We start from the raw sequence: 14954 nt of genomic DNA on the forward strand, positions 1-14954 counted from the left end.
GCATATCACAAGCAATGCTTTTTTATACCGTTGTTAAACTTTAGGAGTCCTACATGCGTTATTCGTTATTAGCAGTGGCCGTCAGTTGTACATTAATGCTTACGGCGTGTAATAAGTCAACAGATACGGCGGAGCCAACTGCTGATACTAGCAGTAGCGCTGTGACAACAGCTGAAACAACCTCTCAGACAGCATCTTCTGCTACGTCAGATTTTAAATCTGCTGAAAATATCGCTATGAATATTACAGGTGCGGGTGCGTCGTTCCCGCAGCCTATCTATGCGAAATGGTCATATGACTACAATGCTGCGACCGGCGGCCAAGTCAACTATCAGTCGATTGGCTCATCTGGTGGTATCAAACAAATTCAGTCAAAAACAGTAGACTTTGGTGCTTCTGATGCCCCGATGACGCCTGAAGAGTTAGACGAAGCAGGTCTGATTCAGTTCCCAACAGTCATCGGTGGTGTTGTACCAATCGTCAACATTGATGGTGTTGAGCCTGGTGCACTGAAGCTAGACGGTACGACTTTAGCTGATATCTATTTGGGTAAAATCAGTAACTGGAATGACCCTGCGATTAAGGCGATGAACCCAGATTTGACCTTGCCAGATGCAGCAATCACAACAGTATTCCGCTCAGACGGTTCAGGTACGACTTTTAACTTCACTGACTATCTTGCCAAGGTTTCACCAGACTGGAAAGACACCGTTGGCGTTGATAAAACCGTCAAATGGCCGACTTCTGCTACTGGTGCAGGTGGTAAAGGTAACGAAGGCGTTTCAAGCTACGTAAACCGCATGAAAAACTCTATCGGCTATGTTGAGTATGCTTACGCTAAGCAAAATAAGATGTCACATACTGCGCTGAAAAACGCAGCTGGTAACATTGTACAGCCATCTGCTGAGACGTTTGCTGCGGCAGGTGATATCGATTGGTCACAACAAGAAGGCTTTTATAAAGTCATCACTAACTCTGAAACTGACCAAGCATGGCCTATCGCTGCTGCGACCTTTATCTTGGTACATAAGCAACCAGAAAATCCTCAACAGGTAGCTGGCGTGTTGAACTTCTTTGACTGGGCTTATACCCAAGGTGATGACAGCGCCATGGAACTAGACTACGTACCGTTCTCTGACACGGCAGTAGCCTTGTTCAAAGAGAAGTGGAACGAAGTAAAAGGTAGTGATGGACAACCTGTCTACAAGCCAGCTCAGTAATTTGTTTCTGCTAAATACTATTTAGCAACCGACAAGTTATCCTCTCGAATAACTATTCTCCGGTAGTTGTTTGAGAGGTTTTAACACAGCAAATTTGATGAATACATCTCGATAGATATAGTTACTCATACCGTTTAAGTTTGTTGTGTTAAGACCTGATATACATCTTTTTAATATTTCGATTCATCCCATTCAATGCTGAGACACTTATGACAGACTTAAGGTCCCAACTGGCTAAACAAAAACGTTACGACGCTTTGTTTGTTAACTCTACTAAAGCGTTTGCCATACTCGTCCTCCTATCTTTAGGGGGCATTTTGGTGTCTCTAATTGTTGGAGCATGGCCGAGTATTCAAGAGTTTGGTTTGGGATTTTATACCAGCAATAACTGGGATACAGTCGCCAATGAATACGGTGCATTAGCGCCTATTTACGGCACCTTAGTCACGTCATTTATCGCTATTGTTATCGCGGTTCCAGTCAGTTTCGGTATTGCGATATTTTTAACCGAAATGTGCCCTAAGTTCCTCAAAAAACCACTTGGTATCGCCATTGAGTTGTTGGCTGGTATCCCATCTATCATTTATGGTATGTGGGGATTGTTCGTATTTGCGCCATTTTTTGGTGATCACATTCAGCCATGGTTCATTGAGCACGTCGGCCCTTTGCCTATTATCGGTAAACTGTTTGCAGGTGCGCCTATGGGACTGGGTATGTTTACCGCCTCCCTAGTGCTTGCCATTATGATCATACCGTTCATCGCCGCTACCATGCGCGATGTTTTCTCTGTCGTACCAGATTTACTGAAAGAGTCAGCCTATGGCATGGGCGCGACGACTTGGGAAGTCATGTTCAAGATTATCCTGCCTTATACCAAAGCTGGTGTTGTTGGTGGCGTAATTTTGGGTCTTGGTCGTGCATTGGGTGAGACGATGGCAGTTACCTTCTTGATTGGTAATGCGTTTAATATCAGTCCAAGCCTGTTTACTTCTGGCGTGACGATTACCTCGGCCTTGGCCAATGAGTTTGCTGAAGCGTCTAGTGAGCTACATCTTGCGTCTCTACTACATCTAGGCTTAATCTTATTTGTCATCACCTTCATTGTGCTGTCTTTAGCAAAACTGATGCTCATGCGCATGGATCACAAAGCAGGTAACCGATAAGTCTGTTACCGATTTATTGAACCTTGATAGATATTGATAAAAGATATGGGAAATAAATATTATGCCTGCTAACAATGCGATCAATGCACCACTACCTACTAAGCCAAACGGCGCTACCCGCTACAATCAAAGCCTTTATAACAAGCGTCGTTTGACCAACAAGTTAGGTCTAGGTTTTGCCATGTCAGCGATGGTTTTTGGCTTGTTTTGGTTGTCATGGATTTTGGTGACTTTGTTTGTTGAAGGCTTCCAAGGCATGGTGCAGTTGCCAATTTTTACCGCTGATACGCCGCCGCCGATGAGTGCAGGCGGCTTGCGCAATGCTATCGTTGGTTCGGTCATGTTGGCTTTTTCAGGATTGTTTATCGGTGCACCTATTGGCCTTATGACAGGTATTTACTTATCTGAGTTTTCTAAAGGCAGTATGCTGGGCAAGGTCACACGCTTCTTAAATGATATTCTATTGTCAGCGCCATCGATTGTCATCGGTCTATTTATCTATGCACTGATGGTAAAAGGTCAAAGTTTCTCTGGTTGGGCAGGCGCGTTGGCATTGGCATTGATTGTTATTCCGGTGGTCGTGCGTACGACAGAAAACATGCTGAACCTGGTACCTAATAGTCTACGTGAAGCAGCTTATGCGCTAGGTACTCCTAAATGGAAACTGGTCACTCAGGTTACGGTAAAAGCTGCACGAGCGGGACTGACCACAGGTGTGCTATTGGCTTTTGCTCGAATCACCGGTGAGACAGCACCGTTACTATTTACCGCACTTAACAATCAATACTTCAGTACAGATATGGGTCAGCCTATTGCCAACTTACCCAATACCATCTACCAGTTTGCGATGAGTCCTTATGACAACTGGCATACACTGGCTTGGGCGGCAGCACTACTTATCACCGCATCTGTCCTAGTATTGAATATTTTGGCAAGATTTATCGGTGGTAGAGGTCAGCCCAAATAAGGGCTGAGAGAAGACGGTAGTACGCTGCACGCTAAGCATTTACTTAAACTTATATGAAATTAATTGAGCTAGGTTGAAATATTATGAATGATGTCCTAAGCAACGTCCGTACGAACACGACTGCTGACAACTTTAATACGGCAACAGGCAGCCTATTAAATAGACCCATGTCTACTAGCGCCCAAGCTCAGCAACCAAACACTGCTGATTTTAATAAGCAAACGATTCAAGATATTCCTAAGAATATGCCTGCTGCAAAAATGGAAGTTCGAGATTTAAATTTCTATTACGATGATTTTCAGGCATTAAAAAACATCAATATCGATATCGCGGATAAAAAAGTGACCGCTTTTATTGGTCCTTCAGGTTGTGGTAAATCTACGCTACTGCGTACCTTTAACCGCATGTACGATCTATATCCAGGTATGCGCGCAGAGGGCAATATCAATCTAGATGGCAAAAATATCTTGGGTAAAGACATCGATGTGAACTTATTGCGTGCACAAGTTGGTATGGTCTTTCAGAAGCCAACGCCGTTCCCGATGTCAATCTATGACAATGTCGCCTTTGGCGTACGACTGTATGAAAAATTAAGCAAAGATGAGCTGGATCATCGCGTAGAGTGGGCACTGAAAAAATCAGCGCTATGGCCAGAAGTAAAAGACAAGCTAAAAGCATCAGGACTGTCGTTATCAGGCGGTCAGCAGCAGCGTTTATGTATCGCACGTAGCGTCGCGACCAAGCCTGAAGTACTGTTGCTTGATGAGCCGACATCAGCACTGGATCCTATCTCGACGGGTGCTATCGAAGATTTGATCGAAGATCTGAAAAACGACTACACCATCGCTATCGTCACTCACAATATGCAGCAAGCAGCACGCGTATCTGACTATACGGTCTATATGTATCTAGGCGATATGATTGAGATGGGTGAGACCGATCAGATATTTACCAAACCTACCCAAACCGCGACAGAAGACTATATTACAGGTCGTTATGGCTAACATTGATTGAGATTGAAATCGGTACAAGCAGACAAAGCTGATTAGCATGTCATAAGCCGACTTTCTAACTTCACAAGCACACTGCGCTATTAAAATATAGATTCTAGGGAATACCTCTCATGCAAAGTGATAAGCATATCTCCAAAAGTTTTGACCAAGATCTTGATGAAGCCATCCGTTTATTTTTATATATGGGTGATAGCGCGGCTAACCAAGTGGCCAAAGCCATTCATGCTCTGATCGATAAAGATGAAACACTGGCGCAAGAAGTCATCGATATGGATTTCGATATCAATCGAATGGAAGTCGAGCTCGACGAGCACATTTTATTATTGGTCGCCAAGCGCCAGCCAGCAGCCAGTGATTTGCGCTTAGTCATGTCGATCAGTAAAGGTGTGGTTGATTTGGAACGTATCGGCGATGAAGCGGTAAAAATTGCGCGAATGGCCAGTAAAATAGCGGCAGAAGGCAAATCAGCATACGGCTATGCTGAGGTTCAGCACTTGAGCAATCAAGTTCGTCTAATGCTAAACAACTCGCTAGAAGCTTTTAGTCAATCGAATGCGGAACAAGCGTTTGAAGTGATGCGTAATGATAGCGTGGTCAATACCGAATATCAGTCAGCTATTCGTGCTTTGATGACCTATATTATGGAAGACTCACGCCACGTATCAAAAGTCATCAATATCATGTGGATATTACGATCGCTTGAGCGTATTGGTGACCATGCACAAAATGTCGCAGAGCTAGTCATTAACTATATCAGTGGGCAGGACGTGCGACATTCAGACTATGCGATGGTCGAAAAAGCGGTGCAAGAAGCCAATGACCGATTGGCTGCTCGTCAAGTTAGTACATTGCCAGCCAATGAGCTTGAAACGTCAGATAGTGATGAAGGCTGATAGGAAATACATTGATTTTCACCTTATAATAAAAAAACGCGCTATAGTAAGCGCGTTTTTTTATAACTACTAAATGTAGCTAGTAGAAAGCCAGTAAATACTAACTTTCTGGTGTCCAGCCTTGTGCACGCTCATAGTCTTCATTGTCTAAGAACTTATCACGCTGCTCTGTTAAAAACTTTTTGGCAGCAGGATCCATCATGCTTAGATGATTCTCATTGATGAGCATGGTTTGATGTTCAAGCCATTCTTTCCACGCTTTTTCAGATACGGTCTCTTGCAGCTCTTGGCCTTTCTTGTTAGGGAAGGGTGGATGCGGCATTTTCGGTAAATCTTGCTTATATTTACGGCAAAACACAGTATTTGCTTGAGGGTTAAAAGTCTCAGTCATAAGGCATTCCTTATTCATTATATTAAGTGGTTAAATCAAATATCATATGAGTCTATGATAACGGTCTTGGTAGATTTAGCAAAGGGTACTAATGTATACCGTCAAGCCTCTATCCATTTGTTATAAAGTCTCTGGTAGTTGGTACATGACAAACACTAACTACGTTTGACCTTTTTATTGAAATTTCCAAAGCTATTGATATTTTGAAAACGACATTGGCTAATCCAGTAGAGGTCATAGGACAAATAAAAACACCCGCATGGATAGCGGGTGTTAAGTTTAGATTGGCAAGTTGGCTGTTGTTTGTAATTTACTGATTAGGCAAAGGCTTTTAAGCGAGCACGGCCATTGACCACCGCTTGCTTGACTTGGTTTGGCGCAGTGCCACCTAAATGGTCACGAGCTGCTAATGAGCCTTCTAGCGTTAGATAGTCGAAGACATCCTCACCGATGGCATCGCTAAATTGCTGTAGCTGTGCCAATGACAAATCACTTAGATCAACACCCTCTTTGATGCCTAAAGCAACAGCGTTACCAACCACTTCATGGGCATCACGGAATGCCACGCCTTGACGTACTAGGTAATCTGCCAAATCAGTCGCAGTCGCATAGCCTTTCATCGTAGCGGCACGCATGGCATCGACGTTTGGCGTAATGTTGGGTAGCATATCAGCAAACGCTAATAGTGAACCTGTCAACGTATCAACGCAATCAAACAAAGGCTCTTTGTCTTCTTGGTTGTCTTTGTTGTAGGCAAGTGGCTGGCTCTTCATTAGGCTAAGCAAAGTCATCAACTGACCAAAGACACGTGCCGCTTTACCACGTACCAACTCCGGTACGTCAGGGTTCTTCTTTTGCGGCATAATCGATGAGCCAGTACAGAAGCGGTCTGGTATCTGCACAAAATTAAACTGCGCTGACATCCAAAGAATAATCTCTTCGCTCATGCGTGACATATGCATCATCAGGATAGAAGCCGCTGAAGTAAACTCAATCGCAAAGTCACGGTCCGAAACAGCATCGAGTGAGTTTTGACAGATACCTTCAAAACCTAGCAATTCAGCAGTAATGGTACGATCGATTGGGAAAGTTGTACCAGCAAGCGCTGCACTACCAAGTGGCATCTGGTTGATACGGCGGCGTGCATCGACAAGACGCTCAGTATCGCGATACAACATCTCAAACCATGCCATCACGTGATGCCCAAAGCTAACAGGCTGTGCTGTTTGCAAATGAGTAAAGCCTGGCATGATAGTGTCAGTATGTTGCTCAGCCAAATCAAGTAAACCACTTTGCAAACGGACTAATAACTCAATAATATTATCAGTCTCTTCGCGCAACCATAGGCGAATGTCTGTGGCTACCTGATCGTTACGGCTACGACCAGTGTGTAGCTTCTTACCAACGGCACCTATGATGTCAGTCAAACGTGACTCGACATTCATATGCACGTCTTCAAGAGCGATCGACCAGTTAAACTCACCTGATTCAATCTCGCGCAATACTTGCTGAAGGCCATCGATAATGGTGGCAACTTCATCAGCAGTTAAAATGTTACATTCTTTTAGCATCGTTGCATGAGCAATCGAGCCTTGAATATCGTGACGAGCAAAGCGTTGGTCAAAGCCAACAGAGGCAGTAAAGGCGGCAACGAAGCTATCTGTCGCTTCACTAAAGCGCCCGCCCCACATTTGTTGGCCTTGGCTACTAGCAGGCGCAGTCTGCGTTGTGGTACTTGTTATCGGAGCATCTGTGCTAAAATCAGAGTCAGATGAACTTTTACTTGATTCAGGATTACTAGGTTTTGAAGAATTGGCGTTCATATCGGTACAAGACAAGTCAAGAGAATAAGAACTCGAGTATAGCAAATGATGAGGTTGCCTTACTAGCTACTCGCTTAGAGTTTTTTATTCCTAAACTCATGGAGATCATGAGGCCTTGGCAGTGGCTGACATATATCTTTTTTTGGTCCTTGTTCCTAACGGTAATGGAGCGCCATAGCTTAGCCACTTGGTCAGATTTCATGATTCAGTTTGTACGTAGTTTCACCCAAAACGCTCTGACGGTTATCCCCTCACTGTATTTAGTTGACTATCTACGTCCTGCATTTAAAAATGCCAGTATTCTTAGCGTAAGTATGCGGATTGTACTGTTACTGATGTTTGCTGCTGCAGTTTCGATGGCGTTAGTCACATTATCTATGATTAATTTCGGTTGGCTAACATATGATAGTCGCACGTTTGTATTGAATATCGTGCTCAATACAGTGTTGTCTGGCGGTTTTACGACTGTATTTTTATTATATTTTTTGCGTAGCTACCGTGAGCTTAATGCGCTTAAGTTGTCCTTTGAATATAAATTGACTGCGCAAAATGATCTCATAAAAGCCCGTACGGCCCCGCACTTTTTCTTTAATACTATCAATACACTTGTATCTCTGATTGAATCGAACCCGCCAAAAGCCGCTATCTTATTACAGCACGTCTCTGCATTGTTCCGTGCTAGTTTTAGTGGTACACGCGAGATTAGCTTTGAAGAAGAAGTTGATCTTTGTGAGCATTATTTGGCAATCGAATCTAGTCGTTTAGCAGACAAGCTCGAAGTCAATTGGACGTTACCTGAAGAAGATATCATGTATGACATGGTTATCACTGCACTAACGCTACAAAGCGTGCTAGAGAAAATACTGCTCAATGTGGTAGAGATGACGACAGAAACTATCTGCATTAATATCGAAGTCACGTGGGAACAACACCGAGTTAAAATTATGATTGATGTTGCGCTTCCCAAAAAGACATTAATTATCAATCATGATTTGCGCCAGCATATGAATTTCTATATTCAAGCTGATCGTTTGCGTGCCCATTTTGGTCAAAGTGCTGACATTCAAAGCTCGGTAGCCAGCACTCAAATTATCACCATCATCGACTATCCTCTACAAGACGTCGGTTTATAACCTACTGTTCTTTATTAGCTTTCTCCATTTTTTCAACTCTTAAAAGCCTATTTGGCATACTTATTGCATCGCCATGTATAGACGTCATAATTTATGTTTGATAAATAATGATTACGAATAAGTAATATCATAACTACCGTGAAACACAATTACACCATATAAAATCTACCGATAGCAGGAGTATATTGTCCGCTATAAAAACTGGTGGTTTTTGTCAGAATTTTATTAAATAATTTAGATTTTATATTCTAAGTGATTGATAATGAGTGCTAATATAGCCGTAATATTATTAAATAAAATATTAAGTATGTCCTTGGATGGGAGTTTGCATGCGTATCGTAGTTTGTGATGATGAGCCCCTAGCGCGTGAGCGCTTGGTGAGAATTGTACAGGAGTCAGGCCATGAGGTAGTTGCTCAGGCCACAACAGGTGCAGAAGCCATCGTCGCTGTAAAAACCCAGCAGCCAGATATTATATTATTAGATATTCGAATGCCTGAAATGGACGGCGTGCGCTGTGCTCAAGAACTTGCCAAACTTGAGCATCCACCAGCGATTATATTTGTGACGGCATACGACCATTATGCGATCGCAGCGTTAAAAGCCAATGCAATTGGCTATTTGTTGAAACCTGCAAACAAAGATGAGCTATTAGAGGCATTAAACAAAGCGAAGAATCTAAATGCTGCTCAACTAAACGAAATTCGCAAGCTTGAAGACCCGACAGCACGTCCGATACGTGAACATATCGCTGCTCGTACGCATCGCGGTGTTGAACTGATTAAGCTAAAAGATATCTACTATTTTGCAGCAGATCAAAAATACGTCAAAGTACGTCACAAAGATGGCATGGTATTGATTGATGAAACGCTAAAAGAGTTAGAGCAAGAATTTGATGATCGTCTGTTCCGAGTACATCGCAATGCCATCATCAACCTTAGTTATTTGGACTTTTTAGAAACCCTAGACGCAGGCCAGTATCAGATACGTTTTAAAGGCATTGATGAGACGCTAGCGGTCAGTCGTCGTCACTTACCTGCCTTACGTGATAAAATCCAAAGCATGTGATAGGCTGTCCTGATAGCGACCAATCATTCCATATCATCAAACCCTTATTTATGCTTAAATAGGGGTATTTTTTTGCGTCAGCATCTACTATTAATCATTTGAGTCGCCTATGCTTTGGCAAATTTACCCTATCGAGTAATATCGATATTATTCAGTATAAATACGAATAGTACTGACATAGGGACTATAGCCACTATAGTATTAGTATCGAACTTATTGAGGCCCTTTATGAGCAATTCGCAGCAACCTGTTTTGACTACTCTAAATATCGCTACACGTCAAAGTCCTTTAGCCCTATGGCAGGCTGAGCATATTCGTGATCGTTTATTGGCGTTGTATCCTAATCTGACGATTAATTTACTAAAAATTGTCACTAAGGGTGACAAGATTTTGGATACACCTTTGGCCAAAATCGGTGGCAAAGGATTGTTTGTAAAAGAGCTTGAGCAAGCGCTGTATGACAAACAAGCAGATATAGCAGTGCACTCGCTAAAAGATGTACCGATGCAGCTTCCCGAAGGCCTCACATTAGGCGTCTACTGTAAACGCGCCTCACCAACAGATGCCTTTGTATCAAACACTTATAATAGTATTGATGAGCTACCACAAGGTGCAGTCGTTGGGACATCAAGTTTACGTCGTCAATGCCAAATCAAAGCCTATCGTCCTGACCTGCAAATCAAAACGTTGCGCGGCAATGTCGGCACTCGTTTGGGCAAGCTAGATGCTGGTGAATACGATGCCATTATTCTGGCAACGAGCGGCTTGCAGCGTATTGAGCTAGACGAGAGAATACGTGGTGAGCTTGATATCGCAGCTTGCTTGCCTGCAGTTGGACAAGGTGCCTTAGCAATCGAATGCCGTGAAGGTGATGAAGAAGTCCTCAAATTACTTGCACCACTCAATGATGATAAAGCCCGTATTCGACTTATCGCTGAGCGTGCTCTGAACCGTCATTTAGAGGGCGGCTGCCAAGTACCGATCGCCGCTTATGCAGTTCTGCAGACAGCTGAAGAAACCAGTGTTAATAATGATAACAATGGTGATAACGGCAATAATGATAGTGGGAATGTGCTATGGCTACGCGGTCGAGTGGGTCAGGCCGATGGTAGCGAATTGTTGAAGGCAGACAAACGAGCTACGTTGGTTGGGACACAAGCTGAGCAAGAATCCCAAGCCAACCAACTGGGTATCGATGTCGCAGAAATGCTACTTGCCGATGGTGCAGGCGCTATTTTGTCAGCGATCTATCAGCCTGAGTAGTAAAAGTACAGTCGCTATAGGTTGGATTAACCGTAAGATAGGCTGATCTAAGCATCAGCCATTTTTATATACTTAAGCCTTTTTCATTCGTTTTTGTCATGGTATATCGATGTCATCAATGCCAACTCAGTCTACATACGTAACTTCTCATAAGAATTATGCTAATGATAAGTCAAAAGTAATGCCGCAAATTGTCATCAATACTCGCCCAGTAGAGCGAGCAGCACCGTTGACGCAGCATTTGCAAGCGGCAGGATTGGTAGTGATTGAGATGCCAATGTTGACGCTACGACCACGACCAACAACTGATCTAGATATTGCATTAATGCATCAGTGGTTGGCGGGGGCGTACAAAGCACTTGTTGTCGTTAGCCCAACTGCAGCGGCTTCAGGGTTAGCCGTTTGGCAATCACTTGAACATGAAAAGCGTAAACACAAAACGAAAGACGATAATGACAAGTACGCACATAGTTTACTAGAAGGTTTATCATTACCTAGTCCTCTGGTTGCGGTTGGTGAAGCAACGGCGGCAGAGTTCAGTCAGGTGCGTATAAATACAACAGACTATCAAATACTTCAGCCTGAGACTGCCAATAACGAAGGCATGCTAGCAATGCCTGAAATTGATAGCTTACAAGCAGGCGATAAATTGCTGATATGGCGCGGGCTTGGTGGACGACGATTATTGGTTGATACATTGCAGGCGCGCGGTGTACATATCGATAGTATTGCTTGGTACGAGCGTACAATGCCTATCGATGCAATGGCTGAATATCAGCAGTGGCAACAAGCATTTCTTACTCATAGTACTACGTCAGATATTGCCCTACCAAAGCAGCCAAAGCCAATTGTCGTAATCAGCAGTGCGGCGGCTTTTGAGCATTGGTCAAGTATTGTCAATAATGGCCAATCAAAGACGTTAAAAATAGAGCAAAATTCTGATGCGGTGGCTGATATAGCACAGCGGCCTTCGCTTACGCTAAAAGACTTTTCTTACGTTGTGTTGGGTGAGCGTCTTGCCAATATGGTTACCGCACAGCAGTTGAGCTACTGGCGAGTAGAGGATTTGTCGCCAGATACGATTCTCTCAGCCATTCATTCTAAAATATAATACTTTAAACTTTCCATTTGCTTTAAACATGTTTATCTATACCAATAACGGTACTGCCTTATGTCAATGAATTCTGAGTCCTTATCTAAGGATCCTTCTACTGTTCAGCAGCGCCGGCAAGCAAATATTTTGCTGCTACGGATGCAATGGCTGGTTATCTTATTACTGATCGCTGCATTATTGTGGCTATATATTAGTCAGCAGCGCTTTCAGCATAGTGTCAACGATCGTTTGCAGAGCAATGAGCAAGTAATCAGTCGACTAAACGAAATGGACGATCGTCTATTTGCCATGAGTCAGCAGACGCTGCCAGAGCCTAGAGTTAAGGCCAGTAGCCAAGCGCAGAATCAGTTGGACCTGTTGCGTATCCAAATCAAAGCTGCTGATAGACTGTTGGCGGATAGTAATGACAGTGCCGCGATTGAGTTATTGCGAGGTCTACATTGGCAATTATCGCAAAGCAGTAATGAGATTGCGCCTGCGCTAACTATCGTTATCAAGCAAAGTTTGCTCAAAGATATTGAGCGTCTGCAGGCACAAAGCTCGCAGCCAAGCTCGTGGCAAATACAAAATCTTGCGATTCAAAATATTCAGGAGTTTTTGCACAGTCATGAGCGTCTTGGTAGTTATGAAGGTACGGATTTACAGCGTCGAGAGCTGGTAGATGCAGCTATTGAAAATAAACAGCAGCCTACAGTAACCAATGCTACTGATACCTCAGCGACTAATGACGCAAATCTAACGCGTCGTCAGCTCACTATCCATGAAGTCATCATGACGTTGAATTTAGCAAGCCAAGCGAGCAATATGCGTAAGCAAGATCAACTTGTCAGCTATTTGACGCAGGCACGCAAACAGTTAAAAACGTTGGTGCCTAAGGCCTCAAATAGCGACAATAAAAAGTCAGTACAAGCTGGCGCGATTGGCATTGTACAAGCAGATAAAAAACCAATCGATGGTCAAAGTAATCTTGAGACAATGAAGGCACCGAGTGACATACCAGAAGTAATTGTATGGCTAAATCAGTTGATTGCTCATGCACCAAAACCAACGCCATTATTGACGACAGAAATTTTAGACAAGCCGCAACGCTAACGAGAGTTAGTCACAATAGTTAATATAGAAAATATAAAACGTAAGGTAAGCAATGACCCATCCTAATGAAAAGTCAGCATCTATGTTTGGTGTAGCAAACGATCATCGCCCTGAACTATTGGCTCATTACCCTGTTATTCATCATCAGCCGATACAGTGGGGCGAGATGGATGCCTTCAATCATCTGAACAATGTGGTTTACTATCGTTACGCTGAGTCAGCACGCATTAGTTATTTGCATGCGCTAGGTATGTTTGATGGTAGTATGGTCACTGTTTTAGCCCAGTCTAGCTGCCAGTATTTACGCCCAGTTACTTATCCTGATACATTACTATTAGGAGTTCGTTGTAAGCGTTTAGGCAATACAAGTATGGCGATAGAATATAGTTACTATAGTACCGTGCAAGAGATTATCGTTGCTACGGCAGAGGCCGTGGTAGTGCGTCTGGATAGTGATGGAAAAGGTAAATTGCCATGGACAGCAGCAGAGCGTCAACAGCTGCTAGCACTGGAAGCCAAGTTTGGTCATACGCCTGAGTTTTAGGTCGGTTTCTATATGAGTCGATGATTCATTTCATCGAAGAAGCTATCTTTAATTAAAATCTAAAAACAAAAAAAGGCACGCTAACATAATGTTAGCGTGCCTTTTTTATCACTCATTCTGCAACTAAACTCTTAAACAGTTTTTAGTCTTGTTGCGGTGCATGAACAAAATCAACCACATTTAGATCAAAACCTGACAATGCAAAAAACTTCATTGGTGATGATAATAAGCGCATATCACGGACACCTAAATGACGTAATATCTGTGCACCAACACCGATACTACGATATGGCTGTTGCGTGATGGTTGATTGCGACTCGTTATCTGCGGCTTTATCCAACGCATCTCCCAAATCAACTGGCTGATTGCTACCAATCCATACCAGCACACCGCGATCTGAAGCACTGATTTCTTCTAGTGCTGACTGTACGCTCCAGCCACTACGGCCAGTCATATCGTTTTTAGCTGCAAACAAATCGCGTAATGGGTGGAAACCATGAACACGTACGGTACTGACGCCTTCGCTGACATCACCTTTTACCAAGGCTAAATGTGTTTCTTCAGCCCCAAACTCACGGAAGCGATGTAGCGTAAAAGTACCGTGTTCAGTTTCAAACGGATGTGACTCAATCTCTTCTACCGTTTGCTCATTAGCGATACGATAATTGATAAGGTCAGCAATCGTGCCTATCTTGATGTCATGCTCTTTTGCAAATATTTCAAGGTCGTCACGGCGCGCCATCGTACCATCTGCATTGATAATCTCTACAATCACCGCTGCTGGCTCTAGACCTGCTAAACGTGCTAAATCACACCCTGCTTCTGTATGGCCTGCACGGTGAAGAACACCGCCGTTTTGTGCCATAATTGGAAAAATATGTCCAGGCTGAACGATGTCTTCAGGCTTCGCTGACGAAGATACCGCTGCCTGAATAGTACGTGCACGATCACCAGCAGAAATACCGGTGGTGACGCCTTCAGCCGCTTCAATCGATACAGTAAAGTTGGTGCTAAATTTAGCCTCGTTACGATCTGACATAAGTGGCAGTGCCAATTGCTGGCAACGTGCTTGTGATAAAGTCAAACAAACCAAGCCGCGTGCGTGAGTAATCATAAAGTTAATATCTTCAGGGCGCACATGCGTCGCTGCCATGATGATATCACCTTCGTTTTCGCGGTCTTCATCATCCATCAAGATGACCATTTTTCCAGCACGAATGTCTTCGATAATCTCAGGAATTGCATTTAAACTCATAGTAAATCTCAATATT

14 protein-coding genes are annotated in these 14954 nt (G+C 43.4%); 11 read left to right on the forward strand and 3 right to left on the reverse strand.

The window, feature by feature from the left end; translation table 11 throughout:
* Nucleotides 1-53: 53 nt before the first annotated feature.
* From pstS to phoU, 5 genes are all read left to right on the forward strand, one after another.
* Nucleotides 54-1220 (forward strand): phosphate ABC transporter substrate-binding protein PstS, encoded by a 1167-nt coding sequence (gene pstS / locus I3249_RS04490; RefSeq protein WP_101211185.1) that lies wholly within the window; start codon nt 54-56, stop codon nt 1218-1220.
* Nucleotides 1221-1429: 209 nt separating this feature from the next.
* A complete protein-coding gene (gene pstC, locus I3249_RS04495) occupies nt 1430-2383 on the forward strand; it encodes a phosphate ABC transporter permease subunit PstC (protein ID WP_101204645.1) in 954 nt (317 codons plus the stop codon).
* Nucleotides 2384-2444: 61 nt separating this feature from the next.
* A complete protein-coding gene (gene pstA / locus I3249_RS04500) occupies nt 2445-3350 on the forward strand; it encodes a phosphate ABC transporter permease PstA (protein WP_102078265.1) in 906 nt (301 codons plus the stop codon).
* Between the two features lie 245 nt (nt 3351-3595).
* Nucleotides 3596-4354, forward strand: coding sequence for a phosphate ABC transporter ATP-binding protein PstB (pstB, locus tag I3249_RS04505; protein WP_218870065.1), 759 nt, complete (start codon nt 3596-3598; stop codon nt 4352-4354).
* A 119-nt stretch (nt 4355-4473) separates the two neighbouring features.
* Nucleotides 4474-5256: a phosphate signaling complex protein PhoU gene (phoU, locus tag I3249_RS04510; RefSeq protein WP_238068842.1), complete on the forward strand. Its 783-nt coding sequence runs from the start codon at nt 4474-4476 to the stop codon at nt 5254-5256.
* Between the two features lie 100 nt (nt 5257-5356).
* Here phoU and I3249_RS04515 read toward each other — a convergent pair whose 3' ends face one another.
* Both I3249_RS04515 and argH read right to left on the reverse strand, forming a co-directional pair.
* A complete protein-coding gene (locus I3249_RS04515) occupies nt 5357-5647 on the reverse strand; it encodes an oxidative damage protection protein (protein WP_057757820.1) in 291 nt (96 codons plus the stop codon).
* Between the two features lie 317 nt (nt 5648-5964).
* Nucleotides 5965-7338: an argininosuccinate lyase gene (gene argH / locus I3249_RS04520; RefSeq protein ID WP_238068910.1), complete on the reverse strand. Its 1374-nt coding sequence runs from the start codon at nt 7336-7338 to the stop codon at nt 5965-5967.
* Nucleotides 7339-7577: 239 nt separating this feature from the next.
* On the opposite strand from argH, the gene I3249_RS04525 reads away from it, so the two are divergent.
* From I3249_RS04525 to I3249_RS04550, 6 genes are all read left to right on the forward strand, one after another.
* Entirely contained in the window at nt 7578-8603 is a 1026-nt protein-coding gene (locus I3249_RS04525; protein WP_238068843.1) for a sensor histidine kinase, read from the forward strand.
* Between the two features lie 329 nt (nt 8604-8932).
* Nucleotides 8933-9670, forward strand: coding sequence for a LytTR family DNA-binding domain-containing protein (locus I3249_RS04530; protein WP_102078269.1), 738 nt, complete (start codon nt 8933-8935; stop codon nt 9668-9670).
* A gap of 228 nt (nt 9671-9898) precedes the next feature.
* The gene (hemC, locus tag I3249_RS04535) at nt 9899-10933 is read left to right on the forward strand and encodes a hydroxymethylbilane synthase (RefSeq protein WP_238068844.1); all 1035 of its coding nucleotides are present in this window, start codon (nt 9899-9901) and stop codon (nt 10931-10933) included.
* A 109-nt stretch (nt 10934-11042) separates the two neighbouring features.
* On the forward strand, nt 11043-12044 hold the full coding sequence (locus I3249_RS04540) for a uroporphyrinogen-III synthase (RefSeq protein ID WP_238068845.1): 1002 nt from the start codon (nt 11043-11045) through the stop codon (nt 12042-12044).
* Nucleotides 12045-12104: 60 nt separating this feature from the next.
* Nucleotides 12105-13139: a hypothetical protein gene (locus tag I3249_RS04545; protein ID WP_238068846.1), complete on the forward strand. Its 1035-nt coding sequence runs from the start codon at nt 12105-12107 to the stop codon at nt 13137-13139.
* Between the two features lie 52 nt (nt 13140-13191).
* Nucleotides 13192-13683, forward strand: a complete 492-nt coding sequence (locus I3249_RS04550; protein WP_238068847.1) for an acyl-CoA thioesterase — start codon at nt 13192-13194, stop codon at nt 13681-13683.
* 142 nt (nt 13684-13825) lie between these two features.
* On the opposite strand, the gene ribBA is transcribed toward I3249_RS04550, so the two are convergent.
* Nucleotides 13826-14938 carry a bifunctional 3,4-dihydroxy-2-butanone-4-phosphate synthase/GTP cyclohydrolase II gene (gene ribBA, locus I3249_RS04555; RefSeq protein ID WP_057757842.1) on the reverse strand — a complete coding sequence of 371 codons (1113 nt, stop codon included), beginning with the start codon at nt 14936-14938 and terminating at the stop codon, nt 13826-13828.
* Nucleotides 14939-14954: the final 16 nt, after the last annotated feature.

The sequence above is a fragment of the Psychrobacter sp. Ps1 genome (genome assembly GCF_022129425.1).
Lineage (GTDB): Bacteria > Pseudomonadota > Gammaproteobacteria > Pseudomonadales > Moraxellaceae > Psychrobacter.